General features: G+C 71.0%; 23 protein-coding genes. 11 read left to right on the top strand and 12 right to left on the bottom strand.

What is annotated here, in order from left to right:
• Positions 1 to 102 precede the first annotated feature (102 nt).
• Positions 103 to 333, top strand: a complete 231-nt coding sequence (locus KME80_RS06590) for a hypothetical protein (protein WP_219501459.1) — start codon at positions 103 to 105, stop codon at positions 331 to 333.
• A 155-nt stretch (positions 334 to 488) separates the two neighbouring features.
• Here the strand turns inward: KME80_RS06590 and KME80_RS06585 are convergent, their stop codons facing one another.
• Positions 489 to 1,487 carry a coiled-coil domain-containing protein gene (locus KME80_RS06585; protein ID WP_219501457.1) on the bottom strand — a complete coding sequence of 333 codons (999 nt, stop codon included), beginning with the start codon at positions 1,485 to 1,487 and terminating at the stop codon, positions 489 to 491.
• 144 nt (positions 1,488 to 1,631) lie between these two features.
• Between KME80_RS06585 and KME80_RS06580 the strand changes: the two genes are divergently transcribed.
• Complete coding sequence (locus KME80_RS06580; protein WP_219501455.1) at positions 1,632 to 2,153, top strand: gamma carbonic anhydrase family protein; 522 nt, start codon at positions 1,632 to 1,634, stop codon at positions 2,151 to 2,153.
• Here KME80_RS06580 and KME80_RS06575 read toward each other — a convergent pair.
• Positions 2,125 to 3,027, bottom strand: a complete 903-nt coding sequence (locus tag KME80_RS06575; RefSeq protein WP_219501453.1) for a DUF1349 domain-containing protein — start codon at positions 3,025 to 3,027, stop codon at positions 2,125 to 2,127. The two genes, KME80_RS06580 and KME80_RS06575, sit on opposite strands and share 29 nt — an antisense overlap.
• 53 nt (positions 3,028 to 3,080) lie before the next feature.
• Here KME80_RS06575 and KME80_RS06570 point away from each other — a divergent pair, with 53 nt between their 5' ends.
• Positions 3,081 to 4,418, top strand: coding sequence for a hypothetical protein (locus KME80_RS06570; protein WP_219501451.1), 1,338 nt, complete (start codon positions 3,081 to 3,083; stop codon positions 4,416 to 4,418).
• 450 nt (positions 4,419 to 4,868) lie between these two features.
• Here the strand turns inward: KME80_RS06570 and KME80_RS06565 are convergent, their stop codons facing one another.
• The 7 genes from KME80_RS06565 to KME80_RS06535 all read right to left on the bottom strand — a co-directional run bounded on the left by KME80_RS06565 (position 4,869) and on the right by KME80_RS06535 (position 11,550).
• Positions 4,869 to 5,150 carry a metal-sensitive transcriptional regulator gene (locus tag KME80_RS06565; RefSeq protein ID WP_049560737.1) on the bottom strand — a complete coding sequence of 94 codons (282 nt, stop codon included), beginning with the start codon at positions 5,148 to 5,150 and terminating at the stop codon, positions 4,869 to 4,871.
• A gap of 28 nt (positions 5,151 to 5,178) precedes the next feature.
• Entirely contained in the window at positions 5,179 to 6,246 is a 1,068-nt protein-coding gene (locus tag KME80_RS06560) for a glycosyltransferase (RefSeq protein WP_219501449.1), read from the bottom strand.
• On the bottom strand, positions 6,243 to 7,037 hold the full coding sequence (locus tag KME80_RS06555) for a hypothetical protein (protein ID WP_219501447.1): 795 nt from the start codon (positions 7,035 to 7,037) through the stop codon (positions 6,243 to 6,245). Before KME80_RS06555 ends, KME80_RS06560 begins: the two co-directional genes overlap by 4 nt.
• Before the next feature lie 147 nt (positions 7,038 to 7,184).
• Positions 7,185 to 9,284 carry a (Fe-S)-binding protein gene (locus KME80_RS06550; protein ID WP_219501445.1) on the bottom strand — a complete coding sequence of 700 codons (2,100 nt, stop codon included), beginning with the start codon at positions 9,282 to 9,284 and terminating at the stop codon, positions 7,185 to 7,187.
• Between the two features lie 117 nt (positions 9,285 to 9,401).
• Positions 9,402 to 9,983 (bottom strand): TetR/AcrR family transcriptional regulator, encoded by a 582-nt coding sequence (locus KME80_RS06545; protein WP_219501443.1) that lies wholly within the window; start codon positions 9,981 to 9,983, stop codon positions 9,402 to 9,404.
• Complete coding sequence (locus KME80_RS06540) at positions 9,980 to 10,729, bottom strand: class I SAM-dependent methyltransferase (RefSeq protein WP_219501441.1); 750 nt, start codon at positions 10,727 to 10,729, stop codon at positions 9,980 to 9,982. The genes KME80_RS06545 and KME80_RS06540 overlap by 4 nt, the downstream gene beginning before the upstream one ends.
• 11 nt (positions 10,730 to 10,740) lie before the next feature.
• A complete protein-coding gene (locus KME80_RS06535; RefSeq protein WP_219501440.1) occupies positions 10,741 to 11,550 on the bottom strand; it encodes a sugar phosphate isomerase/epimerase family protein in 810 nt (269 codons plus the stop codon).
• Positions 11,551 to 11,606: 56 nt separating this feature from the next.
• Here KME80_RS06535 and KME80_RS06530 point away from each other — a divergent pair, with 56 nt between their 5' ends.
• The 6 genes from KME80_RS06530 (at position 11,607) to disA (ending at position 19,205) form a co-directional block, all read left to right on the top strand.
• Positions 11,607 to 12,305, top strand: a complete 699-nt coding sequence (locus KME80_RS06530; RefSeq protein WP_219501438.1) for a class I SAM-dependent methyltransferase — start codon at positions 11,607 to 11,609, stop codon at positions 12,303 to 12,305.
• A gap of 44 nt (positions 12,306 to 12,349) precedes the next feature.
• Positions 12,350 to 12,718, top strand: a complete 369-nt coding sequence (locus tag KME80_RS06525) for a MerR family transcriptional regulator (RefSeq protein WP_219501436.1) — start codon at positions 12,350 to 12,352, stop codon at positions 12,716 to 12,718.
• A complete protein-coding gene (trxA, locus tag KME80_RS06520; protein ID WP_219501434.1) occupies positions 12,715 to 13,020 on the top strand; it encodes a thioredoxin in 306 nt (101 codons plus the stop codon). Before KME80_RS06525 ends, trxA begins: the two co-directional genes overlap by 4 nt.
• A 73-nt stretch (positions 13,021 to 13,093) precedes the next feature.
• Positions 13,094 to 15,310 (top strand): M28 family peptidase, encoded by a 2,217-nt coding sequence (locus KME80_RS06515; RefSeq protein WP_219501432.1) that lies wholly within the window; start codon positions 13,094 to 13,096, stop codon positions 15,308 to 15,310.
• A 408-nt stretch (positions 15,311 to 15,718) separates the two neighbouring features.
• On the top strand, positions 15,719 to 17,125 hold the full coding sequence (radA, locus tag KME80_RS06510; RefSeq protein ID WP_219501430.1) for a DNA repair protein RadA: 1,407 nt from the start codon (positions 15,719 to 15,721) through the stop codon (positions 17,123 to 17,125).
• A gap of 997 nt (positions 17,126 to 18,122) precedes the next feature.
• Positions 18,123 to 19,205 (top strand): DNA integrity scanning diadenylate cyclase DisA, encoded by a 1,083-nt coding sequence (gene disA, locus KME80_RS06505; protein WP_219501428.1) that lies wholly within the window; start codon positions 18,123 to 18,125, stop codon positions 19,203 to 19,205.
• Positions 19,206 to 19,234: 29 nt separating this feature from the next.
• Here disA and KME80_RS06500 read toward each other — a convergent pair whose 3' ends face one another.
• Positions 19,235 to 19,915 carry a hypothetical protein gene (locus KME80_RS06500; protein ID WP_219501426.1) on the bottom strand — a complete coding sequence of 227 codons (681 nt, stop codon included), beginning with the start codon at positions 19,913 to 19,915 and terminating at the stop codon, positions 19,235 to 19,237.
• Positions 19,916 to 19,994: 79 nt separating this feature from the next.
• Between KME80_RS06500 and KME80_RS06495 the strand changes: the two genes are divergently transcribed.
• Both KME80_RS06495 and KME80_RS06490 read left to right on the top strand, forming a co-directional pair.
• Positions 19,995 to 20,870 (top strand): HhH-GPD family protein, encoded by an 876-nt coding sequence (locus KME80_RS06495; RefSeq protein WP_219501424.1) that lies wholly within the window; start codon positions 19,995 to 19,997, stop codon positions 20,868 to 20,870.
• Between the two features lie 10 nt (positions 20,871 to 20,880).
• On the top strand, positions 20,881 to 21,351 hold the full coding sequence (locus KME80_RS06490; protein WP_219501422.1) for a MarR family winged helix-turn-helix transcriptional regulator: 471 nt from the start codon (positions 20,881 to 20,883) through the stop codon (positions 21,349 to 21,351).
• Positions 21,352 to 21,365: 14 nt separating this feature from the next.
• Here the strand turns inward: KME80_RS06490 and KME80_RS06485 are convergent, their stop codons facing one another.
• Together KME80_RS06485 and KME80_RS06480 are read right to left on the bottom strand one after the other, a co-directional pair.
• Complete coding sequence (locus tag KME80_RS06485) at positions 21,366 to 22,304, bottom strand: TIM barrel protein (protein WP_219501420.1); 939 nt, start codon at positions 22,302 to 22,304, stop codon at positions 21,366 to 21,368.
• A gap of 353 nt (positions 22,305 to 22,657) precedes the next feature.
• Positions 22,658 to 25,147 (bottom strand): ATP-dependent Clp protease ATP-binding subunit, encoded by a 2,490-nt coding sequence (locus KME80_RS06480; protein ID WP_219501418.1) that lies wholly within the window; start codon positions 25,145 to 25,147, stop codon positions 22,658 to 22,660.
• Positions 25,148 to 25,792 lie beyond the last annotated feature (645 nt).

The following is a 25,792-nucleotide window of genomic DNA, read 5'->3' as shown; positions in this document are numbered from 1 at the left end:
CAACGCTGACCTGTCCTTCCCGATCATTGACGTCTCTAGAGATGTGGCGCACCTTCGAAGGAGATGGAACCTCGTACAGGGGCCCCTGGAAGGTTGAACCGGATGACCTTTGACCGGCATCTAGCAGAGATCGCCCGGGAGTACCCGAAGTGGACCATCTGGCGTAGCGACGCCGGCCGCTGGTGGGCCACCCGTCACCACCCGCTGGACGCGGCCCAGCGCGACGCCGGATGCGCGATGACCATCGACGCGGACGACCCGGAGCAACTCCGTGAGCAGCTCCGGGACCAGGAGAGGCGCGCAGGCGAGGAGGAGGGGCGCGCCCCTCCCTGAGGCGTGGGCCGGTGCTGGCCGGTCCACGCCCTAGAGCCGCCCGGTGCCGGGTCCAGCGTCTCGGCGGCCCCGGCACCGGGCAACCAAACGGGGCCACTGACGTGGAAGCCTCCGACCCGATCGGGGGCGGAGGCTTCCACTTCGATCCTTCTGTCCTACTTGCGGGCCTCGGAGAGCCGGCCGAGGTTCACGTCCGTGTCGTCGGCGCTCTGCGGCTCCTCCTGAACGTCCTCCCGAACGTCCTCCCGCTCGACGACGATCCGCACGTCGTCCTGCGGGGCCGGGCCCACCGCCGGCTGGGTGGCGTCGGCGATGAGGGCGCCCGCGGCGGCCTCGTTGCGCATGAGGTCGCCCAGCACGCTGGTGACCTCGTTGAGCCGGCGCACCACCTCGGTGTGGGTGTTGGTCAGATACTCCACCCGCCGGCCGGCGTGCTCGTCCAGCGCGGCGACCCGCTGCTGCGCGGCCTGGAGCGCCGCCTCGGCCTCCGCGTTCGCGGCCTTGACCAGCTTGTCCGCCTCCGCCTGGGCGGTGGTGATCAGCCGCTCCGCCTCGGCACGCGCGCCGCCGACCGTCTGCTCGGCCTCGGCCTGCGCCGACGTCACCATGCGCTCGGCCTCGGCGTGCGCCTCGCGGAGCCGGCTCTCGGCCTCGGCGCGGGCGGCGCCTCGGGTCTCCTCGGCGTCGGCGCCCGCCTGCGCCAGCATCCGCTCGGCGGCCTCCGTGGCCTCGCCCACGCGCCGCTCGGCCTCGGCCTGCGCCGAGGTGAGGATCTTGTCGGCCGTCTCGCGGGCCGTGCTCGTCATCCGCTCGGACTCCGACCTGGCGGCGTCGCGCAGCGCCTTGGCCTCGGCCTCGGCCTCCTCGCGCATCGCCGTCGCCTCTTCCTGGCCCAGCTTCAGGATCTGCTCCAGCCGGGTGCTGGGATTGAAGTTCTGCGGCACCTCGGCGATCTGCCGCCTGGCCTCCGCGAGCTCGATCCGGCCCTGCTCGGCCTGGTCGATCGCGCGCGCCAGCCGCTCTTCGAGATCCCTGATTTGGTTACGGGTGCGGATCATGTAGTCGTGGACCTGACGGCGGTTGTAGCCGCGCATCACGACTTCGAACGTGTCCTCTTGCATCAGATCGGGAATGCTCTCGTGCCGGTTTGTCATGCTCTACCTAAGGGGTTGCGTAAGGCGGGGAAAACTGCGGGTTGTGAGGGTCTGACGACGAGACGTTAAGAATCGACTTTCCTGCCATCTGCCCCCCTCCGCAACCGGAACGCCTGAGGAGAGACGGGAATTACGATGGGGCAGATGTACATCGCGGCATTGGACGGCGACGCTGTTCCGGACATCCATTCTCAGGCCTACATCGCCCCCGGTGCGGTCGTGGTCGGCAGGGTCTCGATCGGCAGGGCGTCGAGCATCTGGTACGGCTCCGTTCTGCGAGGTGACGACGAGCGGATAGAGATCGGCGAGGAGTGCAACGTGCAGGACCTGTGCTGCCTGCACTCCGATCCGGGCGAGCCCGCGATCCTGGAGTCGCGGGTCAGCCTGGGGCACAAGGCGATGGTCCACGGCGCCCACGTGGAGTCGGGCGCGCTGATCGGCATCGGGGCCATCGTGCTGGGCGGCGCCCGCATCGGCGCGGGCACGCTGGTGGCCGCCGGAGCCCTCGTGGGCCCCGGCAAGAAGATCCCGTCCGGCGTGCTGGTCGCCGGCGTGCCCGGAAAGATCGTGCGCGAGCTCACCGACGACGACCGGGCGTCCTTCGCCCGCACGCCGGACAACTACATGGCCAAGGCTCTCAGGCACCGGCAGGCGTCAGCAGTTTGATCAGGACCTCGTCCGACACCGAGGCGGTGTTGAGCGGGTCGGCGTACTCGGGCATCTCCGGCCGCAGGAAGCGGACGTAGTCCACGGTCAGCTTCAGGTCGGGCAGCCCCCTGACCTGCTTGGCGTTGCCCTTGGTCACGTCCTTCTTGAGCGTGCTGTAGCTGTCCCAGTCCGTGTAGGCGGTCACCCCCCACTGCAGCACCTCGGGCAGCTCCGACGGCCAGCGGCTGCCCACCTTCCACGCGCCGCCCTCGTCCTTGTAGAGGGCGACCGCGACCCGGCCCACCCGGGCCAGCACCAGCTCCACCCAGGCGCCCTTGACGGCCAGTTCCTGCGGCTTGGAGCTGCCGTCCCTGGTGAACTTCACCTCGACCTGGCTGCTCTTGTCGCCGGTGCCGGTGGTGACGGACATCCAGTTCGGGTTCTCGTACGAGCCCGGCACCCGGGCCATCAGGCCGCCGAGGGAGAACTTGCGCTTGGGCTTGCCGCCCCGCTTGCCCTCGACCTTGACCCGGGCGTGCATGACGATGTCGCCGGCCAGCTCCTGGTAGACGAACGGGCCGCGGAAGCCGTCGAACCAGGCGGACGTCTTCGGCTCCAGGTAGAGGGCGCCCTTGGCGGTCTTGTTCACGTCGAGGACCGCGATCCGGTCGACGTCCTTCTCGGTGTCGCTCAGCTTGGTCCACATCGACAGGTCGGTGGCGGCCCCGAACTCGGTCGAGGCTCCGCCCACCTCACCGCCGGGCGCCGGGGGCGAGGCCTTGGCGAGGGTGAGGACCCCGAGGGTGGGCGTCGGCGGCTGTGCCGTCGTCGCCGTGCCGCACCCCGCCAGGACGCACAAGGCCATCACGCTCCCCGCCATCTTTGCCCTCATAGCGGCCATTCTGCCGTGTTCCGGACGTGGTTGATTCGAGTTCGCCCAGTACGATGGCCGCCGTGCGCCCGTGGAATGCGTTCACCGCCGTGGAGGCGGAGGTCCGCGCGGTGGTCACCGGCCCACGCTGGCCGGAGCTCCCGGAGCCCGCGCGTGCCCACCAGATCGCCTCCCGCGCCCTCGTCACCGCCGACGGCGACCGATGGCTGTTCGCCGCCCACGCCCGCTGGCACCTGCACGACCCGGCAGGAGGCCGCTGGCACCCCGCGCCGCCGCCCCGCCACCTGCCCGCCCGCCGGGTCAGGCACGCCGCCGCCGCGCTGCCCGCCGACCTCGTCCCGCGCGGCCCAGACTTCGCCGCCGAGCCCGGCTCCACCCAGGCGTTCGTCGGCCCCGACGTGCCCGACCGGCTGTGCGGGCACATCCGTGAGCTGCTGCGGGCCAACTGCGGCAAGTCCGAGCCCGAATACCCGCTGACCGCCTTCGGCGAGATCTTCGCCGCCGACGTGCCCAGCACCGTGGCCGCCGTCTGGGGCACGATCATGTGGTGCGCCTACGCGCCCGCGTTCGACGGCAACGAGCGGCTGCTCACGGCCTTCGGGGAGTTCCTGCGCCGGCCGCTGCCCGGCGACGAGTGGGTGCGCTGGCTGCCCGCGCCGCCGCTCGCCGACCTCGTCCACCTCGTCGCCGAACGCCAGCGCGCCGGCCACCCGCGCGCCGCCCTCCGCCTGACCGCGCTCATCGCCGACACCGCCCAGTTCCTGCTCGCCGACGCCCGCTTCCGGCCCCGCGCGCTCGCGCTGCTCACCATGACCGAGCCCGCCCTGCAACAGCCCGGCCTGGACGACCACCTCCTCGACGACCAGGCCCTGCGGAGCGCCTGGCTCGCCCGCTGCCCACCCCGCCTGGCCCGCGCCCTCCTGCGCGACACCGACCCCGAGGCGCACCTCGCCCACACCGTCTACGACCTGCTCGAAGCCCTGGCCCACACCCCCGACCCGGCCCGGGCCGCCGCCGCCCACCTGGCCGACCTGTCCGACTCGCGGGGCCTGCTGCCGGGCCGCCTCGACCACCGCCTGCGCCGGGCCTACGACGACCTCCACCGCGCCGGCCTCACCAGCACCTCGGCCGCCGAGCGCACCCAGCCCGACGGCTTCCCCATCCGCCCGCCCGCTTCGAGGCATGCCACCGGGACGGGCCCGTACGCCGTGCTGGGGGAGGGCGGGGATCGGGGGCGGGTGGCGGCGGTGCTGGGGGCGGCGTACGCCGTGGGGCTCGCCTGGAGCAGGGTGTCGGGGGCGCGGGTGCCGGAGCGGGGGTTCGCGGGGGCGGCGGCGCTGGTGCGCAGGCTCATCCACGAACGGGACGACGAGCCACCCCTAAACCACTAATCCCAATTTTTCACTCCAACCCCGCCTATATCCCCCAATCACTCCATCGAACCGCCCATTCGCTGAATTGTGATCTGGGTTTGGGGAAATGACCCTCCTGTGGCCCGGGTGGCGCCGGAAGGAATGACTCCGATGGGCCATGTCGCCTGAAGGGACCGCACCGTAACCTCGAAGAGGGTGTGGGCTGCGGAAGGAAGGACGACGCGGTGGGGCACGATGACCTGGACTCTCGGGTCCACGACCGTGTCGCGTTGGACGAGATTGCGCTCTACGCCGAGGTGCTCACCGCCGTCGCTGTAAGCGAGCGGCGGCTTACCTTGGATGAGCTCGACGACGCGCTCGGATTGCGGACTTCGGCGAGCCGCTGAAGAAGATGACATGACCTGGTCCCGGACTCCCCAGGGGTCCGGGACAGTGCTTATCTGGAATGGCTCATCCTGACTAGTTCTTTCAGGACCGTACGAGCCGCGCGATGGCCGCCGACGCTTCCTTGACCTTGGCGTCGGCCTCCGGCCCACCGGTGGCGATGGCGTCGGCCACGCAGTGGGAGATGTGCTCCTCCAGCAGCCCGAGCGCCACAGCTTGCAGCGCGCGCGTGGCGGCGGAGACCTGGGTGAGGACGTCGATGCAGTAGGCATCGTCGTCGACCATCCGCTGCAGGCCCCTGATCTGGCCTTCGATGCGCCTGAGCCGGGTGAGATAAGCCTGCTTGTCTCCGCTGTACCCATGCATGGTTCTACGGTACCCGTTACCCGTATGGTCAGCGGAGGTCCGCGATCAGCTTCTCCCACTGCACGCTGACCTCGTCGGCCGCGTGCCTGATCGCGGTGTCGAGCGCTCCCGCCGCGAGCGAGCGCCGCCTGCGCTCGTCGTCGATGAGTGACAGCAGCGCGGCGGCCAGCATCTCGGCCTCGCCGGCCGACTCGGGCACGAGCACGCCGTTGTAGCCGGTCGCCACGAACTCGGCCGGCCCCCTGGCTCCCTCGAACGCCACGACCGGCACCCCGCAGCCCATCGCCTCCAGCACGGTCATGCCCAGGTCGGCGCTGCGCGAGCTGTTGGCCACGATCGACGCCTTGGCGAACTCCCCCGCCAGGTCGGGCGTGGTGCCCATGAAGTAGACGTGGTTGTGCAGGCCCAGCTCGCTGACCAGGGCGCGCAGCCTGCGTTCCTCGGGACCGCCGCCGTACAGCCTGAGCCGCCAGTCGGGGCGCTTGTCGGCGACGATGGCGAAGGCGTTGATCAGCCGGTCGTACGCCTTGGCGGGCACCCACCGCCCGCCGGCCGCCACGATGCGGTTGTCCATCCGGGAGCGCGGCCAGGGCGCGATGGGCAGCGCGTCGGGCACGCTGTGCACGGCCGGGCCGCCGTCGAGCAGCCTGCGCCACTCCTCCTGCGCCGACTCGGTGGCGGTGACGACGGCGTCGAGGCGCGGGTAGAGCTTCCTGACCGGGCCGGGAACGGCGGGGCGGGCCCACTCGCGGGCGATGCGCAGGATCTCGCGCGGCGCGTGCCTGGCGGCCTGGACACTCAGTCCGGGCCGGGTGGTGATGAGAACGTCACTCTTGAGCCCGCGCAGCGCCCGCCACAGCGCCACCTCGGTGCGCACCTGCCCGCGCGGCAGCAGGTGCCGCACGCCGGGCCTGGCGTCGATGACCGAGCGCATGGTCACGTTCGGGCCGACGGGGAAGAACGGCTTCTCCTTCTGCCGCCTGAGGCTGATCACCTCCACCTCGTGCCGCTGGGCGAGCGCCGTGGCCAGGTTGAGCGTGGACCGGACGTCGCCGCGCATGCCGTACGCGGAGGAGAGGATCAGGCTGACTCTCACCCGCCCACCTCGATGCGGAGCTCGTCGTCGGCCGTGTAGGAGGGCCGGATCGGGATGCCGTCGACCCGCGCCGACGGGTAGTGCAGGCGGCGGCGCTTGCCGTCGACGTCGTCGAGCCAGGCGCCGAGCCGCAGCGGCTCGGGCACGCCGTCGACCTCCAGCGACGGCTCCCAGGTGCCGGACCCCTCGGGGTCGGCCGCGAGCACGTCCACCAGCGAGAAGGCGGCGTGGAAGCGCACCCCCTGCACGGTGGCGGTGGCGCACACCCGCGCGCCCGTCTGCCTGCGCTGCAGGGCCAGCATGGCCTCGTGGCGGGAGTCGTCGTCCTCCAGCCCGGTGTAGGCGAGCAGGCCGGTGACCTCGAAGCGGCCTTCCCTGAACCAGACCGCGCGCACCTCGGCCACCGGCTCCGCGTCGTCGATCTTCAGCGCGAGATAGCCGTTGCGGGTGCGGTAGGAGCGGTAGGCGAGCGTGCGCTTGCACAGCGCGTACGCGTCGAGGTGGTCGAGCGAGAAGCCCGGGTCGATGCTGCGCAGCCGCACCCGCTTGCCGTCGTGGCGCAGGTAGGCGTCCCAGCGTCCGGCGCTGAGCAGCAGCGGGGCCAGCGACACGGCCAGGCTGGCCTCGCGGGCCACGGCTCCCGGGGTGCCGAGCAGCACGTCACGCTCGACGCCGCTGGTGCGGTGGCGCAGCACCAGCTCGGTGCCGGCCTTCAGCGGCTCGCGCATGGCCAAGCGCAGGGAGAGCACGTCGGCCAGGGTGACTTCCGCATCCGTCACGACGACGCTCATGCGTGCCCCCTCCCCGTCGAATAGAGCCATGCGACGTTGAGGTTACCGTGATTTTCCCGTTATGTGGATGGCAGATTTACGGGGATCGTCCCTTCTGACGTGCGAAACTCCTCCACAGACGGCTGTGGAGGAGTCCGACTATCCCGGTCAGGAAGGGCTCTTGACCGATTTGATCAAGAGCTGGGCCACGTCCACGACCTCCAGCGACTCCTTGGCCTCGCCGCTGTTCTTCTTCTCGTTGATGGCGTCGCCGAGCATCACCATGCAGAACGGGCACGCGGTCGACACCGTGTCGGGATTCGTGGTCAGCGCCTCGTCCACCCGCTCGGTGTTGATGCGCTTGCCGATGCGCTCCTCCATCCACATCCGGGCGCCGCCGGCGCCGCAGCAGAAGCCGCGGTCCTTGTGCCGGTGCATTTCCTGGGTCTGCACGCCGGGCACCTTCGACATGATGTCGCGCGGCTGCGAATAGACCTTGTTGTGGCGGCCGAGGAAGCACGGGTCGTGGTAGGTGATCTTCTCCTCGATCGGCGTAATCGGCGTGAGCAGCCCCTCGTCCACCAGCTTGGCCAGCAACTGCGTGTGGTGCACGACCTCGTACGTGCCGCCGAGCTGCGGATATTCGTTGGCCAGCGTGTTGAAGCAGTGGGGGCAGGTGGCGACGATCTTCTTGACGCCGGCCTCGTTCAGCGTCTCGATGTTCTGCTGGGCCAGCATGTTGAACAGGTACTCCATGCCCAAACGGCGGGCCGGGTCACCGGTGCACGCCTCCATCGGGCCGAGCACCGCGAACTTGACGCCCGCGATGTGCAGCAGCTCGGCCACGGCCTTGGTGGTCTTCTTGGCCCGGTCCTCCAGCGCGCCCGCGCAGCCCACCCAGAACAGGTATTCGGCGTCCTCGGGCATCTTGTCCTCGACGAGCTCGACCTCGAAGTCCAGCTCCTCGATCCAGTCGGCCCGCTTCATCTCGGACATGCCCCACGGGTTGCCCTTGTTCTCCAGGTTCTTCACCATCACTCCCGCCTCGGACGGGAACGACGACTCCACCATCACCTGGTAGCGGCGCATGTCGAGGATGTGGTCGATGTGCTCGATGTCGACGGGGCACTGCTCCACGCAGGCGCCGCAGTTGGTGCACGACCAGAGCACGTCGGGGTGGATCACGCCGTCCTCGCCGACCAGCGGCTTCTCCAGCAGCGCCAGCACGTCCTGCCCGGCGTGCTCGTTGCTCGCCGCCATCAGGTACGGGGCCACCGCGAAGGCGTGGTCACGCTGGTCGATGATGAGCATCTTCGGCGACAGCGGCTTGTCGGTGTTCCACGCCGGGCACTGCGACTGGCAGCGTCCGCACTCGGTGCAGGAGTAGAAGTCGAGGAAGCCCTTCCACGTGGTGTCGCCGATCTTGCCCCGGCCGAGCTTCTCCGGGTCGAGGTCCTCGTCCTCGAAGTCGACGGTCTTGCCGTCGACCCGCAGCTCGGGGGCCGCGCCCATGGCGTCGGGGCGGCGGGAGAACAGCACGTTGAGCGGCGCGGTGAAGATGTGCAGGTGCTTGGAGTTCATCACGATGACGAGGAACACCAGCATGAAGCCGATGTGCAGCAGCAGCCCGATCTCCTCGAGCAGCTCGCTGTGCGGCAGCACGTCGCCGAGCGCCAGCGAGACGAACGCGCCCGAGGAGTAGGGGAAGTTGCCGTTGGCCGCTGCCGCGCCCCTGGCCAGGAAGAGCGTCCAGATGATGTTGAAGATCATGAACAGCACGAGCCACGCGCCGCCCAGGTGCGACCCGGAGAAGCGGGAGCCCCGGCCGAGCGTCTTCGGCGAGTTCTTCACCCGGATGACGGCGAAGGCGACCACGCCGAGCAGACAGGCGACCGCAATGAAGTCCTGGAGGAAGCCCAGGACCCCCCAGGTGCCGATCAGCGGGATGTGGAAGTTCGGCCTGCCGGTGATGGCGCCCTGGATGATCGCGCCGTACGCCTCGATGTAGACGGTCAGCAGGATGAAGAACGCCCACATGACGAAGAAGTGCGCGACGCCCGACGCCGTCCACTTGAGCAGCTTCTTCTGCCCGAACACCTCGACGAGCTGGGCCTTGATCTCCTGCCCGACGTTGGCCTTGGCGTAGGCGATCCGCTCGGGCGCGGGCGGGCCCACTGTGGCGAGCTTGACCAGGAACAGCGCCCGGCGGCCCGCCATGGCGACCGCCGCGACGGTCATCACGAGCCCGATGATGGCTACCCAGAGCACGGATCCTCCCAACACCTCAGCGTATTGACCGGCCTCCCCAGAATCCTACCCGCCGGTAACATTCACAGGGTAACCCGCTACTCACCTTACGGTCAGGCCCGCGTCCAGAACAATGCTCTACCCGGTGAAGTAGCGTTGAATCGTCGGCCCCAGCAGCTCGGCCAGCTCCTCGGGATCGGCGCTCGCCATCGGCTCCAGCTTGAGCACGTACCGGGCCATGAGCACGCCGAACATCTGCGCGAAGGCCGCCTCGATCCGCAGATGCGGCACGTCGAGCTGGTCGGCCACCCTGAACAGCAGCGCGTTGGTGATGAACTCCCGGAACATCGGCACGGCCTGCTCGTTCGTCATGGCCGAGCGCACCAGGGCGATCATCGGCTCGCGCGTGTCGGGCTCGGCCGTCACGCTCAGGATCAGCGTGACCAGCCGCTTGCCCAGATCCTCACGCGGACCGTCGAGCAGCGTCGGGATCACCACGTCAGGCGTGATCGGCAGCCGCATCGCCGCCGCGAACATGCCCTCCTTGGTGTCGAAATAGTGATGCACGAGAGCCGGGTCGACCTGCGCCTCCCTCGCGATCCCGCGCACCGTCGCCTTGTCGAACCCCTTCTCCGCGAACACCTTCCTGGCCGCGCTGAGGATCTCGCCCCGCGTGTCGGCCGACCCGGGCCTGCGCCCCGGCCCCCGCCTGACCGTCACCGGCCCACCGCCAGGTAGACGCGCATCGGCACCGACAGCACGCCGCCGGGGAACTCCCTCGTCAGCTCCGCCCGCTGCCGCTCGACCAGCTCGTCGGCCGCACCCGCGGACAGCGCCGCCATGTAGGAGTGGGAGCGCAGGTCGAGCAGGAAGTCCTCGACGCGCACCAGCCGGGTCCACGGGATCCACCGCTCCGCGACCACCTCGAACGCGGCCGCGATCGGCGGCACGGACCACTCCTCCAGCGCCGGACCCCAATAGGTCGGGCACGACCTGGCCAGCCGCTCCTCGTAGGCCGCCAGCCAGCCCGCCTGCGCGGCGTGCGCCAGGTTCCAGCAGCCGGCGATCGCGCCGCCGGGCCGCAGCACCCGCCTGGCCTCGGCGATCGACGCCACCGGGTCGAGCCAGTGCCAGGACTGGGCATAGGTCACCAGATCGGCCACGCCGTCGGCCAGCGGCAGCGCGTTGCCGTCGGCCAGCACGGCCGCCGTACCGCCGGACCCGGCCCGCGAGCGCAGCCGGGCCAGCATCTCCGCGCCCGGGTCGACCGCCACCACCCGCGAGCCGCGGGCCCGCAGGGCACGCGTCAGGATGCCCGTGCCGGCGCCCACGTCGACCGCCGTAGCGCCGTCGAGGTCGACGCCCGACACCTCCGACAGCGCCTGGAACAGCTCGTCCGGATAGGTCGGGCGGGCCGCGTCATAGGCGTCGGCGACCCGGTCGAACACCTTGCCGAGCTCGCGCATCGGCCCCACGCTCATCGCGTGGCCGCCAGGTGGAGCCGGGCGAAGGCCAGCCCCTCGGCCAGGTCGTCGATCCGCTCGGTGCGGCTGGACGCCTTGCGCGTGTTGACCTCCAGCACGACCAGGCCGTCGTAGCCGGAGCCCGCCAGCCGCTCCAGCAGCGGCGCGCACGGCTGGTTGCCCCTGCCGGGGACCAGGTGCTCGTCCTTGTTGGTGACGCCGAGGCCGTCGGCCAGGTGCACGTGGGCCAGCCGGTCGCCGAGCTTGGTGGCCATCTCCATCGCGTCGCTGCCGGACACCGCCGTGTGCGACAGGTCGAGCGTGACGTGCGGGAAGTCGTAGTCGGTCGGGTTCCAGTCGGGCGAATAGGGCACCACGTCGTTGCCCCGGGCCCGCAGCGGGAACATGTTCTCGACCGCGAACGTGATGTCGGTCTCGTCGCGCATGCGGGCCAGACCGGTCTCGAACTCGCGCGCGTAATCCCGCTGCCAGCGGAACGGCGGGTGCACCACGACCGTCGAGGCGCCCAGCCGCTCGGCCGCCTTCTGCGCCTTGACCAGCTTGGCCCACGGGTCGCGCCCCCACACCCGCTGCGTGACGAGCAGGCAGGGCGCGTGGATGGCCAGGACCGGCACCTGGTAGTGCTCGGAAAGCCGCTCGATCACGTCGATGTCCTGGCTCACCGGGTCTGCGCCGACCATGATCTCGACGCCGTCGTAGCCCAGGCGGGCCGCCAGCTCGAACGCATCGGGAGTGCGTTCCGGATATACCGAAGCGGTGGACAATGCGATCTTCGCATTGGGCACGCGGATGACATCAGCCACGCTGCCAGCCTAAGCCGGTTGACGCGATATGGCGCGCCGCCCCCTACGGTTGGGCCATGCCCAGGATCGCGAAAGGCGCCATTCCCAGTCCCAACATCTGGAACACCCCGCAGGTGTACGAGCTGGAGAATCGCGCCGTCGATCCCGAAGGCGCCGCCGACGCGGCCATGCGCGCGCTGCGTCCGTGGGAGGGCGCCACCGTGCTCGACATCGGCTGCGGCACCGGCTTCCACCTGCCGATCTACGCGCGCCACGCCGCCCGGGTGATCGGCGTCGAGCCCCACGGCGACCTGGCCGCTATGGCCCGCCGCCGCTGCGCCGCGCTCCCCGCCGTCCAGGTGCACGCCGCCGGCGCCCAGGACCTGCCGCTCCCCGACGCCTCGGCCGACGTCGCCGTCGCGCGCTGGGCGTACTTCTTCGGGCCCGGCTGCGAGCCGGGCCTGCGCGAGCTCTCACGGGTCGTACGGCGCGGCGGGGCGGCCTTCGTCGTGGACCTCGACGCCACCAGGGGCGCGTTCGGCCGGTGGTTCCAGCGGACGGTGCCGACGTATTCGGCGAAAGCCGTGGAGGACTTCTGGGTCCGCCACGGATGGCAGCGGCAGGAGCTCGACCTGCGGATGGTCTTCGAACGGCGGGCCGACCTGGAGGCCGTGCTGCGCATCGAGTTCGCGCCCGAGGTGGCCGAGCAGGCCATCGCCGAGACCTCCGGCCTGGAGCTGGCCTATCCGAACGTGCTGCGCTGGCGCTACTACTGACCGGGCTTGACCCTGACGTCAGTGTCAACGTTTACCTTGAGGGCATGCGCATCGGAGAGCTGGCCGAACGGACCGGGGTGAGCACCCGCTCGCTCCGCTACTACGAGCAGCAGGGGCTGCTCAGCGCCCGCCGCAGCGCCAACGGCTACCGCGACTACTCCGAGGACGACGTCAAGCTCGTGTCGGAGATCCGCATGCTGCTGTCCGTCGGGCTGACGCTGGACGACACCCGCCCGTTCGTCGCGTGCCTGCGCGCCGGGCACAGCACGGGCGGTTCCTGTCCCGAGTCGGTCGCCGTCTACCAGCGCAAGCTGGCGGAGATCGACGAGCAGATCCGCGTCCTGCTCACCCGCCGCGCCGAGGTGTCGGCCCAGCTCGCCGACGCCTGCACGTTCTCTGGAGGTAAGCGATGATCACCCTGACCACGGACAACTTCGAGGAGCAGGTGCTCAAGGCCGACAAGCCGGTGCTCGTCGACTTCTGGGCCGAATGGTGCGGGCCCTGCCGCATGGTCGCGCCGGTCCTGGCCGAGATCGAGGCCGAGCACGGCCTGACCATCGGCAAGCTCAACACCGACGAGCACCCCGAGATCATGGCCCGCTACGGCGTCATGAGCATCCCCACGCTGCTGCTCTTCGACGGCGGCGAGCCGGTCAAGCAGGTGATCGGCGCCAAGCCCAAGCGCCTGCTCGTCAACGAGCTGGGGCTCGCGTAATCACAAGGATCTACGCGGCGAATCGTTCCCTGGACTGATTCGCCGCCCCACCCCCGCGGCCTAGGTTGGCCGCATGATCCGCTCCGCCCTGATCGGCCTGCTCACGCTGGCCGCCCTGCTCGCGCTCACCGTCGCGGGCCTTGCACCTCCATCGCCACGCGACTCCGGCGAAGGCTTCCAGGCCGTCAGGGCACACGAGCACGTCAAGGCCATCGCCCGCGCACCGCACCCCACCGGCTCCGCCGAGCACACCCGCGTGCGCGACCACCTGCTCACCGAGCTGCGCGCCCTCGGCCTGGAGACCCGCGTCCAGGAAGGCGTCGGCGTCCTGCCGCTCGACATCGACGGCGTCACCCCGATGGGCACGATGCGCAACATCGTCGCCGTCCGCCCCGGCACCGACCCGACCGGCCGCGTCATCCTGGCCGCCCACTACGACTCCGTCCCCGCCGCGCCCGGCGCCGCCGACGACGGGGCCGGCGTGGCCACCATCCTGGAGGTCGTCAGGTCGCTGCCGCCCGGCCAGCGCAACGACCTCGTCGTCCTGCTCACCGACGGCGAGGAGCAGGGCCTGCTCGGCGCCGAGACGTTCGCCCGCGACGACCCGCTGGCCAAGGGCACCGTCGTCGTCGTCAACAACGAGGCCCGCGGCGTGCGCGGCGCCGTCCAGATGTTCCGCGCCTCGCCGGGCTCGGCACCCCTCATCGACCTCTACGGCGCCGCCGCGCCGCACCCGTCGGCCGACTCGGCCTTCGCCGCGCTGCTCAGCATCCTGCCCAACAACACCGACTTCCACGTCTTCGACGAGGCCGGCTGGCTGGGCCTCGACTCCGCCTTCGTCGGCGGCGGCGCCTACTACCACTCGCCGCTCGACGACCCCGCCCACCTGAGCCTGAGCAGCCTGCAGCAGATGGGCGACAACACCCTCGGCGTCGCCCGCGCCCTCGGCGACGCCGACCTCACCAAGCTGCGGACCGGGGATGATTCGGTCTATTTCACGATTCCGGGCACCCTGATCCGCTACCCGCTCTGGCTCGAACTCCCCATCGCCGCACTCGCCCTCGCCCTGACCGTCGCCCTCACCTGGACCCTGCGCCGCCCAGCCCGTTCCCCTGCCGGCGACGGCTCCGCCTCACTGCCCCGGACCCTGGCCGCCGCCCTGCTCGCGCTGGTGCCCGTCCTGCTGTCGGCCGCCGCCGGCTTCGCCGTGATGCCGCTGCTCGGCCTCATCAGGCCCGAATACGACCAGATGTTCACCGGCGACCCCTACCGCCCCTGGCTCTACCAGGCGGCCCTGCTGACCTTCACCGTCGCCGTCGTCCTGGCCTGGCGGGCGATCCTGCGCCGCCTCGGCGCCACCGCGCTCGCCGCCGGCGCCCTGCTGCTGGTCGCCGTCCTGGGGACGCTCTCGGCGCTGCTGCTTCCCGGCGGCTCCCACACGTTCACCTGGCCCGCCCTGTTCGCCGCCGCCGGCTGGCTGATCGCCCGCCGCCTCCCGGGCACCGCCCTGCCCGCCGTCGCCCTCACCCTCGGCCTGGCGCCCGCCGTCCTGCTGCTCGCCGCCAACGCCGTGACCTCCCTGGACATCGGCCTCGGCGTCGGCGGCATGATCGCCGCGCCCCACTTCGCCCTCTTCGCCCTGCTCCTCCTCCCCCTCCTCAAGCAGAGTCCTCCCGCCGACGCCGCGAGCCCCGGGCGGCGCGGCCGGGCCTTCCTGCCGCCGCTCGTGGCCGTGGCCGCCGCCGTCGCCCTCCTCGCCGCCGGGCTGTTCGCCGACCCCTTCGACGCCGCGCACCCCCGGCAGCTCCGGCTCGCGTACGCCATGGACGCCGGCGAGAAGCGGGCCGTCTGGGGCACCCGCACCGACACCGCCACCCCCGGCAGCGAGCACTTCTTCCCCACCGGCGCCTGGACGACCACCACCGCCCAGCCCGCCCCCCTGCGCGCCCCGGCCCTGTCGGTGCTCGACGACCAGACCACCCCCACCGGCCGCACCCTCACCCTGCGCCTGACCCCGACCGGCGACGCCCCCGTCACCGGCCTCAGCCTGCCCCCCGGCGCCGCCCCCGCCCGCATGACCGTCAACGGCCGCGACCTGACCAGCACCGGCTTCGCCTACCACGCCCCACCCGGCGAACTGCGCGTCACCCTCACCCTGCCCCCCGGCCCGGCCCGCCTCCGCGCCTTCGAACAGAGCCACGACCTCCCGTCCCTCCCCGGCTACCAGCCCACCCCCGACACCGTCGTCATGAACCCCTTGGCCACCGTCTTCCAGGACCACCCCCTCTAACCACGGCCCCCATCGCCACAGACCCAGCGTCCCAACCGGCCCCACTGACCCCAACGCCCCCACCTCACCCGGCCCAAGGCCCTCAACGCCCTGGGCCGCCCTGTCGTCGTTGGGGATCGGCGGCCCGCGCCCCGTACGAGCCGCCAGCCTCAACTCCCCGGGCGGTGCGGAACGGTCGCGGGCTCCCGGGGGCGTGGGACGGTCGTTGGCCGGCAGCGCAGGCCGGTCGTGGGGCCCGGCTGCGCAGGCCGGTTGTGGGGCCCGGCTGCGCGGGGCAGTCGGCGGCCGGACACCGCAGGCCGGTCGGCGGCCGGGCACCGCGGGACGGTCGCGGACCGGACATCGCAGGCCGGTCGGCGGTCCTGCCACCCGGGACGATTGTCGGTCTTGGCCGCTACCCTGCTCGGCATGGCCAAGACAGCGCAGAAGCCCGGTTACCGCTGTGCCGAATGCGGGTGGCGTACCACCAAGTGGGTGGGCCGGTGCGGCGAGTGCCAGGCGTGGGGCACGGTCGACGAGGAAGGCGCCCGGGGCGGCGCGCACGTCGTCCAGGCTGGCGCCACCACTGCCCCGGCGATGCCGATCGGCCAGGTCAAGGCCGAGATCGCGGCCGCGCGCACGACGGGCGTCGGCGAGCTCGACCGCGTGCTCGGCGGCGGCCTGGTGCCCGGCGCCGTCGTGCTGCTGGCCGGTGAGCCCGGCATCGGCAAGTCGACGCTGTTGCTGGAGGCCGCGGCCCGCATCGCCGAGCGCGACACCGTCCTCTACGTGACGGGCGAGGAGTCCGCCGCCCAGGTGCGGCTGCGCGCCGACCGCATCGGCGCCATCCGCGACCACCTCTACCTGGCCGCCGAGACCGAGCTGTCGGCCCTGATCGCCCACGTCGAGAAGGTCCAGCCCCGGATGCTCGTGGTCGACTCGGTCCAGACGGTCGGCTCGGCCCAGGCCACCGGCGTCCCGGGCGGCGTCACGCAGGTGCGCGAGGTGGCGGCCAACCTGGTCCGCCTCGCCAAGGAGCGCAACATGTCCACCGTGCTCGTCGGCCACGTCACCAAGGAAGGCTCGATCGCCGGCCCCCGCACGCTGGAGCACCTGGTCGACGTGGTGCTGAACTTCGAGGGCGACCGCCACTCGCGGCTCCGCATGGTGCGCGCGATCAAGAACCGGTTCGGCCCCACCGACGAGGTCGGCTGCTTCGACCTGCACGAACGCGGCATCGAAGGCATCACGGACCCGAGCGGCCTGTTCGTGTCCAGGCGCAGCAGCCCCGTGCCCGGCACCTGCGTGACCGTCACCGTCGAAGGCACCCGCCCCCTCCCTGCCGAGGTCCAGGCCCTGGTCGCCCGCACCGAGGCCCAGCAGCCCCGCCGCACCTCCTCGGGCCTCGACACCTACCGGGTGCAGATGATCCTCGCCGTCCTGGAGCGCCGGCTCAACGCCCGGCTCGGCGGCTGCGACGTGTTCACCGCCACGGTCGGCGGCATCAAGCTCGCCGACCCGGCCGTGGACCTGTCCGTCATGCTCGCCGTCGCCAGCGCCGCCGGGGACAAGCCCCTTCCCGCCGGCCTCGTCGCCCTGGGCGAAGTCGGCCTCGCGGGCGAGCTCCGCCCGGTCAAGGACGTCCGCCGCCGCCTCTCGGAGGCCGCCCGCATGGGCTTCAAACGCGGCCTCGTCCCGGCCGGCTCCCTCAACGAAGGCACCCGCAAGCCGAACGGCCAACGCTCCCTCGTCCCGGTCGGCCCGGTCGCCTTCGCCCCGGGCTTCGAGGTCGTCGAAGCCGAGAACGTCTGGGACGCCCTGACCCACGTAACCTGACCCCATTTCCACGGTCAGGCCCGTACGTGATCCGCGCCCTCTAGGCTCCGGCCCTCCCAAAGGGCGCTTCGTCGGCCCCGGCCCTCCCGCCCGGGGGCCAGCCCGCTGTGGGGCGCCAACCGCGCCGGAGGCGTCGGCGCGGCGCCATCCCTGACGCGACGCCGCCCCTTCGGCGGAGTCGCCCCCTCCACCTCGGAAGCGCCCGCCCTCCGCGCCAACCCTCCGGCGTGACACCGGCCCTCCGGAGGCGTCAGCCCCGCGACGCCCACCCTCTAGGGACGTCGGCCGCGCCATCTCAGAGGCGTCGGCCTCCTCCGGCGGCCCCGGCGCGATGCAGACACTCCCGAGGGCGTCAGCCCTGCGACGCCAGCCACCTGCGAGGCGGCGGCGCGCGGCGGCTGACGCAGGGGCGACCGCCCCCGAGGATGCTGGGGGCCTGGGAGGCGTCGGGTCTGTTGAGCCGTCGGCCGCCTCGGAGGCGCAGCCGTCCGTAGCGGGGCCGCTCCCGCAGCGCCCCCTCCCTGCAGGCGGGAGCCTGTCAGCCGAGCGGCTCGACGAGCGGTTCGCGTCGCCGCGAGGCGGGCTCCGCTGCACCTGGCCTCGCCGGCAGCCGGGCTCCGCTGCACCAAACCTCGCCAAGAGTCGGACGTCGCCACAGCGATGGCGGATTTCCAGGAGGGCGGCCGTTCAGGGGTGGTCGTTGGATTGACCGGTCGTCCGGGAGACCCCTATGGCGGAAGGCGGCTGCGCCGCGGATGGGCCGGGCGGCGAGCAAGAAGGGCACCGTAGGCGGTGGCGGCCGGGGTGGGGAGGGGCGTCCCAGTCGGTTGGAGGGGGGAGGGCGTGGGGAGCGTTGGAGGGTGTCAGAGGCGAGGGTGGGTGGGGTGGTTGGAGGGTGCCGGAGGCCGGGGTGGGTGGGGTGGTTGGGGTGGAAGAGGGGGGATGGATCTCGGGCGGCGGGGATAAGCTGGGCTTGACTATTCGACACGGGGGTCAGGTGCCTAACGACAGGAGTCTTGACGACCGCCGTCGCGAAGCCCTGGCGGCTGTGGCCCCGGGCACTCCGCTGCGCGACGGCCTGGAGCGAATCCTGCGCGGTCAGACCGGCGGCCTGATCGTGCTCGGTTACAACAGGGTCGTCGAGCAGGTGTGCAGCGGCGGGTTCGAGCTGGACGTGGAGTTCTCGGCCACGAGGCTGCGGGAGCTCGCCAAGATGGACGGGGCGATCGTGGTCAGCGACGACCACAAGATCGTCCGGGCGGCGGTGCATCTGGTGCCGGATCCGGCGATTCCGACGGACGAGTCCGGCACGCGGCACCGTACGGCGCAGCGTGTGGCCAAGGAGACGGGGCTGCCGATCATCGCGATCAGCAAGTCCATGCGGATCATCGCCCTCTATCTCGACGGTATCCGTTACGTGCTGGAAGAGTCGGCAGCGATCATGTCCAAGGCCAATCAGGCCCTGGCGACGCTGGAGCGCTACAAGCATCGGCTCGACGAGGTGTCCGGCACGCTGTCGGCGCTGGAGATCGAGGATCTGGTGACGGTCCGCGACGTGGCGGCGGTGGCGCAGCGGCTGGAGATGGTCCGGCGGATCTCCGACGAGATCAAGGGCTACGTGGTGGAGCTGGGCACCGACGGCAGGCTGCTGTCGTTGCAGCTCGACGAGCTGGTGGCGGGGGTCGACTCCGATCGGGAGCTGGTGATCCGCGACTACCTGCCGGCTCCGGCGGGGCGGCGGCAGCGGCGGCTGTCGGAGGCGATGCAGGAGCTGGACGCGTTGTCGGGCAGCGAGCTGCTGGACCTCTCGGTGGTGGCGAACGTGCTGGGGCACGGCGGCACGGACAAGCTCGACAGCCCGGTGAGCCCGCGCGGGTTCCGGCTGCTGGCGAAGGTGCCGAGGCTGCCGGCGACGGTGGTGGACCGGCTGGTCAACCACTTCGGCAGCCTGCAGAAGCTGCTGGCGGCGAGCATCGACGACCTCCAGGAGGTGGGCGGCGTCGGCGAGTCGCGGGCCCGGAGCGTGCGCGAGGGGCTGTCGCGGCTGGCGGAGTCGTCCATCCTGGAGCGCTACGTCTGACCCGGCCTCCTGGGGCGTGGCCGTGCGGGTCAGCGCAGGTGGAAGACGCCCTTGGGGCTCTTGAGCTTGCCCATACGGGCCACCGCGACGTACGTGCCCGGCAGGGCGGTGGGCGGGTCGGCGCGGCAGTCGCCGCTGGAGCGGCGGCGGTCCCAGTCGAGCGAGCGCACGTACGGGACGCCGCGCTGCAGCTCCTTGACCTCGGTGCCGGGGCCGCTGACGCAGTCGGAGGTGGACCAGATGCGGTCCTCGCCGGAGGTGATGCGGATCTCCATGGCGCGCGGGCCGACGTCGGCCTTGCACATGACGTCGCCGGTGTTGACGACGGTGATGAGGAAGTTCGGGCGGGCGGCGCCGGCGTAGATCTCCTGCTTGCCCTGGAGGCCCAGCACCAGGTCGCGTTCGGCGCAGGGTTCGCCGGGGCGCTGGGTGCGCGCCTGTTCGGTGGCCTTGGCCGGGCTGGGTGTCGGCGTGGGTGTGGCGGTGCCGAGGGCCAGCGTGCGCAGGCCCGCGAGGAGCGGGTCGGCGGCCGGGGCCGGGGTCTGCGAGGTCTGGGCGCTGGAGGCGCGTTCCGGCCCTCCGGCGCTGCTCGAACAGGCCCACGCCACCACGGCAACCACCACGAGCACCGCGACGAGCACGCTCATGCGCCGCCGCCAGTAGACGTCGCCTCCGAATCCAGGGTCGTCACGCATCGCATCCGGGTCCATACGCACAGCATGTTCATTGGTGCGGCCACCTAGCGTGACGACACGCCGCACCTTGCCATCTCGGCATACGCTGGGGCCCGTGGTTGAGCCGAAACTCCTACACATTCCCATTCTGGAGTGGTACGAAAACAACGCCCGAGAACTCCCTTGGCGGGCGGCGGACGCGACGCCGTGGGGCGTGCTCGTCAGCGAGATCATGTTGCAGCAGACACCGGTGGCGAGGGTGCTGCCGGTGTGGCTGGAGTGGATGGCCCGCTGGCCGACCCCGAAGGATCTGGCTGCCGAGCTTCCCGGGGAGGCCGTACGCCATTGGGGCAGGCTCGGCTACCCGCGGCGGGCGCTGCGGCTGCACGCGTGCGCGCGGGCCATCACGGAGGAGCACGGCGGCGAGGTGCCGAGTGATCACGCGACGCTGCTCGCGCTGCCGGGCATCGGCGAGTACACGGCCGCCGCCGTGGCCAGTTTCGCGTACGGGGGGCGGCACGCGGTGCTCGACACCAACGTGCGCCGGGTGTTCGCCAGGGCGGTGCGGGCGGAGGAGTACCCGCCTACCGCGACCTCGGCGGCGGAGCGCCGGCTGGCGGAGTCGCTGCTGCCTGAGCTGGGCGCGGCCCGGTGGGGTGTGGCGGTGATGGAGCTGGGCGCGCTGGTGTGCACGGCCCGCGCGCCGCGGTGCGCCGACTGCCCGATCGCGTCGGCGTGCGCGTGGCGGCTGGCGGGCAAGCCGCCGCACGACGGGCCGCCGCGCAAGGGGCAGACGTACGCGGGGACCGACCGGCAGTGCCGGGGCCGTCTGCTGGCCGTGTTGCGGGACGCCCACGGGCCGGTGCCGAAGGCGGCGCTGGACGTGGTGTGGGACGACGCGGTGCAGCGGGAGCGGGCCCTGGACGGCCTGGTGGCTGACGGGCTCGCGGAGCCCTTGCCCGACGGGACGTACCGGCTGCCCCACGCATAGGCTGTCCAGCGTGCCAAGCGCGACCCCGGGCTTCGAGCTGCCGCTCCGCCTCTTCCTGGCCTTCCGTGTGCTCATCGACGAGCTGCACGCGGAGCTGGCCCGTCAGGGCCATCCGGACATGCGTCCCATGCACGGTTTCGTCATGCAGGCCATCGGCTCCCGGGGCACCACGGCGGTCGACCTGGGGCGGGTCCTGGGCGTGTCCAAGCAGGCGGCGGGCAAGACGATCGAGACCCTGGAGCGCGCCGGCTACGTGGAGCGCACCCGCGACCCGGACGACACGCGGCGCAAGATCGTCCGGCTGACCCCGTTCGGCGTCGACGCGCTGGCCAGGTCGGCCCGCATCTTCGACGCGCTGCGCGCCCGCTGGGCGGAGGAGCTGGGCCAGGACCGCCTGGAGGCCCTGGAGGACGACCTGCGCAAGGTCACCCCCGAGGGCCTGTGGCGGCTGGACGTGCCGGGCTGGTTCGGCACGATGTAGGGCGAATCAGCGGGTCAGGCGGCGAGCTGCAGCCCGAGGCCGGTCAGGCTGGTGCGGGCCCAGTCGAGCTCCTGGGCGAGCATCGACACGAGCGCGCCCGGCCCCTTGGCCCGGCCGGGTACGGCCAGGTTGTGCGTCTCGACCTCGATGTGGGCGCTGCCGCTGACGGCTCCCGACAGCATCGCGGCGAGGGTGTCGTGCAGCACCGCGCCGGTGTTGGGCGTGCCGGCGCCGTGGTTGTGCACGTGGCCGAGCTTGACCACCGGCGCGCCGGCCGCCGCCAGGCCGCGCAGGGCCTCGCCGGCCTCCTCGGCGCCGCCCGCCAGGTGGCAGGCGTCCAGGCAGACGCCCAGGTGCTCGGAGTCGATGCCGCCGACGCGCTCCAGCGCCTGCTCGGTCGTCTCCAGGACGCAGCCGGGCCACGGCTCGAACCCGACCCGGATGGTCTTGCCGGTGACGCTGTAGATGCCGCGCAGCTCGCGGGCCAGCCGCTCCAGCCGCCGGGTGGCGATGGCGTGCAGGTCGGCGGGCCAGTCGCGCCGCCAGCCGATCGGTATCGTCGAGATGCTGCCGAACCGTACGTCGTCGGGCAGCAGGAAGGCCAGGATCTTGGCCAGCGCCATCGTGTAGCGGTAGCGCTCGGGCTTGGCCCAGTCAGGGCCGGGCACGTCCTGGTTACGGCCGCCGGTGCCGTTGAGGCTGACGACCTCGAGACCGCGCTCGTCCAGCGAGCGGCGCAGGCGTACGAGCTCGATGCGGTCGGCGGTGAGGTGGTCGGCGACGGCGGGAGAGAGCCACAGGCCGATGCCCATCCGGTCCACGCCGAGCCGCTTGCGCACCGGCACGGCGTAACGGGTGAGGTGGGCGATCAGGTTCTCCAGGTCTTCTGCGGGGTGAACGCCTGCGTTGTAGGCGAGGTGAACGAGCGTTCCGTCATCGTGACGCAGGCGCATCGACTTCCTCCACGGCTTGCACTGGTTGTTCGGCCCCCGCCCGCGCGGTGTGTCGCGCGGACCCGGACGAGCATGGCTGCTTCCGGTGGGCTCACGCGTCAGCCCTGAGTTGATTGCCTCCTACACCTCAGGGAGCAGGCCCCACCGTAGGGACGCGCTCTTGCGGGTCACTTGGATGGGACTTCGACTCTGCTCTACGTAGTGTAGTACTACTCGTGGTGGCGGTACACCCGGCCGCTCAACAATTCGGCAACAGTAGCCCTGATCTTGAATTTTTGTCCGGCGAAGCCCCGGAAAACGAAGAACCCCTCGTGTGAGAGATCACACGAGGGGTTCTTCGCGAACCTGTGACGTCAGCCCGCGATCGCCGCGGCCGAGTCGGGCACCTTGGCGGTGTTCTCGCCGGTGAAGATGAACTTGGCGTCGTCGCCCTCGCCCTCGATCGTCACCTTGACGGTCTGACCGGGACGGAGGTCGCCGTAGAGGATCTTCTCCGACAGGGAGTCCTCCAGCTCGCGCTGGATGGTCCGGCGCAGCGGCCGGGCGCCCATGACCGGGTCGTAACCGCGGTCCGCCAGCAGCTGCTTGGCCTCCGGGGAGACCTCGAGCCCCATGTCGCGGTCCTTCAGCCGGGCGCTGACCTGGGTGAGCATCAGATCGACGATCTGGATGATCTCCTTCGGCGTCAGCTGGTGGAAGACCACGATGTCGTCGACACGGTTGAGGAACTCGGGCCGGAAGTGCTGCTTGAGCTCTTCCTGGACCTTGGCCTTCATCCGGTCGTAGTTGGAGTCGGCGTCGTTGGACTTCGCGAACCCGACCCCGATCCCCTTGGAGATGTCGCGGGTGCCGAGGTTGGTGGTCATGATGATGACCGTGTTCTTGAAGTCGACCACGCGACCCTGGGCGTCGGTCAGGCGACCGTCTTCCAGGATCTGCAGCAGCGAGTTGAAGATGTCGGCGTGCGCCTTCTCGATCTCGTCGAAGAGCACCACGGAGAACGGCTTGCGCCGCACCTTCTCGGTGAGCTGGCCGCCCTCCTCGTAGCCGACGTAGCCGGGAGGCGAGCCGAACAGCCTGGAGACGGTGTGCTTCTCCATGAACTCGGACATGTCCAGCGAGATCAGCGCGTCCTCGTCACCGAACAGGAACTCCGCGAGGGTCCTGGCCAGCTCGGTCTTACCGACACCGGACGGGCCCGCGAAGATGAACGAACCACCGGGACGCCGCGGGTCCTTCAGACCGGCGCGGGTGCGCCGGATGGAGCGCGACAGGCCCTTGATGGCGTCGTCCTGGCCGATGATCCGCTTGTGGAGCTCGTCCTCCATGCGGAGCAGGCGCTGCGACTCCTCCTCGGTGAGCTTGAAGACCGGGATGCCGGTGGCCGTGGCGAGGACCTCGGCGATGAGCTCCTCGGTGACCTCGGCGACGACGTCCATGTCGCCGGCCTTCCACTCCTTCTCCCGCCGCTCGCGCTTGAGCTGGAGCTGCTTCTCCTGGTCGCGGAGGGCAGCCGCCTTCTCGAAGTCCTGCGCGTCGATCGCGGACTCCTTGTCGCGGCGGACGTTGGCGATCTTCTCGTCGTACTCGCGCAGGTCCGGCGGAGCGGTCATCCGGCGGATGCGCATCCGCGAACCGGCCTCGTCGATGAGGTCGATCGCCTTGTCGGGCAGGTAGCGGTCGCTGATGTAGCGGTCGGCCAGCTGCGCGGCGGCGACCAGCGCGCCATCGGTGATCGACACGCGGTGGTGCGCCTCGTAGCGGTCGCGCAGACCCTTGAGGATCTCGATCGTGTGGCTGAGCGACGGCTCGGCCACCTGGATCGGCTGGAACCGGCGCTCGAGCGCCGCGTCCTTCTCGAGGTACTTGCGGTATTCGTCGAGCGTGGTGGCGCCGATGGTCTGCAGCTCGCCGCGGGCCAGCATCGGCTTGAGGATGCTGGCGGCGTCGATCGCGCCCTCCGCGGCGCCCGCACCCACGAGCGTGTGCAGCTCGTCGATGAACAGGATGATGTCGCCGCGCGTGCGGATCTCCTTGAGCACCTTCTTCAGGCGCTCCTCGAAGTCACCGCGGTAGCGCGAGCCGGCGACCAGGGCACCGAGGTCAAGCGTGTAGAGCTGCTTGTCCTTCAGCGTCTCGGGCACCTCGCCCCTGACGATCTTCTGCGACAGGCCCTCGACGACGGCGGTCTTGCCGACGCCGGGCTCGCCGATCAGAACCGGGTTGTTCTTGGTCCTCCGGGAGAGGACCTGCATGACCCGCTCGATCTCCTTCTCACGGCCGATGACCGGATCCAGCTTGCCCTCGCGGGCGGCCTGGGTCAGGTTGCGGCCGAACTGGTCGAGCACCAGGGAGGTCGACGGGGCCGACTCCTGCGGGCCACCCGCTGCCGCCGGCTCCTTGCCCTGGTAACCGTGGAGCAACTGGATGACCTGCTGCCGGACACGGTTGAGATCAGCTCCAAGCTTGACCAGCACCTGAGCCGCCACACCCTCACCCTCACGGATGAGCCCGAGCAGGATGTGCTCGGTGCCGATGTAGTTGTGACCCAGTTGCAAAGCCTCACGGAGCGACAGCTCGAGGACCTTCTTGGCCCGCGGGGTGAACGGAATGTGCCCCGACGGAGCCGACTGGCCCTGGCCGATGATCTCCTCGACCTGCTGACGCACACCCTCAAGGCTGATGCCCAGGCTCTCCAGAGCCTTGGCGGCTACGCCTTCACCTTCATGGATCAAACCAAGAAGAATGTGCTCAGTGCCGATGTAGTTGTGGTTGAGCATCCTGGCCTCTTCTTGGGCCAGGACGACAACACGCCTTGCTCGGTCGGTGAACCTCTCGAACATCTCGTCGCTCCTCACAGAGCGGTCAGTCAGGCCGGTAAATCCGGTCCCGTCATCCCGCATGCTAGCCCTGGCTCGGCGAACCGTGCCCACTGCCGCTGACGCGCTCTATAGCAGACACGTTCCCCGAGAGCAGGGCGTTCACCCTCCATCCAACTACTGTTCGGGGGTCACGTGTTCCCGATACGCCACCAGCGAACGAGGTTTAGGGCGCCCGGGTGAAGTGGCTCGAAATTCGCCGGGAGCGGCGCGACCGGAACGGTACGGATCGGCTGCGGACGCGGGGGCGAGCCAGGGGCGGCCGCGCCCGATCGCGGTGGACGCCGCGTCCTGTCTTCCATCGTATGTCCTGCTCCAATGCCAGGCCAAGCGTGACCGGAACAGGGAGCTCAATGCCGGCCCGAGCGTGAGCGGAACGGGGGCCTCAATGCCGACCCGAGCGTGACCGGAACGAGGACGCAATGCAAGGCAGGGCGTGACCGGAACGGGGCATCTGGTCAGCCGCGTTACCGATCAGTACGGGCGCGGAGTCGGGACATAACCGGCACCACGCCCGCGTAAATGGACCCAAACGCCCACTTAAGGGGCGGATCAGAAGATCAACAAATCCCGATGTCCACCATTTGAGATAATGGCAGAAATGATCAT

Origin of the sequence: Nonomuraea ceibae (assembly GCF_019396325.1) — a bacterium.
GTDB lineage: Bacteria > Actinomycetota > Actinomycetes > Streptosporangiales > Streptosporangiaceae > Nonomuraea > Nonomuraea ceibae.
This window is presented reverse-complemented; position numbering and strand designations above follow the sequence as displayed.

Coding starts and splice junctions, on each gene's coding strand:
- trxA (WP_219501434.1), top strand. CDS start 12,715: ATGATCACCCTGACCACGGACAACTTCGAGGAGCAGGTGCTCAAGGCC.
- KME80_RS06570 (WP_219501451.1), top strand. CDS start 3,081: ATGGCCGCCGTGCGCCCGTGGAATGCGTTCACCGCCGTGGAGGCGGAG.
- radA (WP_219501430.1), top strand. CDS start 15,719: ATGGCCAAGACAGCGCAGAAGCCCGGTTACCGCTGTGCCGAATGCGGG.
- KME80_RS06530 (WP_219501438.1), top strand. CDS start 11,607: ATGCCCAGGATCGCGAAAGGCGCCATTCCCAGTCCCAACATCTGGAAC.
- KME80_RS06585 (WP_219501457.1), bottom strand. CDS start 1,487: ATGACAAACCGGCACGAGAGCATTCCCGATCTGATGCAAGAGGACACG.
- KME80_RS06480 (WP_219501418.1), bottom strand. CDS start 25,147: ATGTTCGAGAGGTTCACCGACCGAGCAAGGCGTGTTGTCGTCCTGGCC.
- KME80_RS06590 (WP_219501459.1), top strand. CDS start 103: ATGACCTTTGACCGGCATCTAGCAGAGATCGCCCGGGAGTACCCGAAG.
- KME80_RS06540 (WP_219501441.1), bottom strand. CDS start 10,729: ATGCGCGAGCTCGGCAAGGTGTTCGACCGGGTCGCCGACGCCTATGAC.
- KME80_RS06500 (WP_219501426.1), bottom strand. CDS start 19,915: ATGGACCCGGATGCGATGCGTGACGACCCTGGATTCGGAGGCGACGTC.
- KME80_RS06555 (WP_219501447.1), bottom strand. CDS start 7,037: ATGAGCGTCGTCGTGACGGATGCGGAAGTCACCCTGGCCGACGTGCTC.
- KME80_RS06525 (WP_219501436.1), top strand. CDS start 12,350: ATGCGCATCGGAGAGCTGGCCGAACGGACCGGGGTGAGCACCCGCTCG.
- KME80_RS06515 (WP_219501432.1), top strand. CDS start 13,094: ATGATCCGCTCCGCCCTGATCGGCCTGCTCACGCTGGCCGCCCTGCTC.
- KME80_RS06580 (WP_219501455.1), top strand. CDS start 1,632: ATGTACATCGCGGCATTGGACGGCGACGCTGTTCCGGACATCCATTCT.
- KME80_RS06575 (WP_219501453.1), bottom strand. CDS start 3,027: ATGAGGGCAAAGATGGCGGGGAGCGTGATGGCCTTGTGCGTCCTGGCG.
- KME80_RS06565 (WP_049560737.1), bottom strand. CDS start 5,150: ATGCATGGGTACAGCGGAGACAAGCAGGCTTATCTCACCCGGCTCAGG.
- KME80_RS06485 (WP_219501420.1), bottom strand. CDS start 22,304: ATGCGCCTGCGTCACGATGACGGAACGCTCGTTCACCTCGCCTACAAC.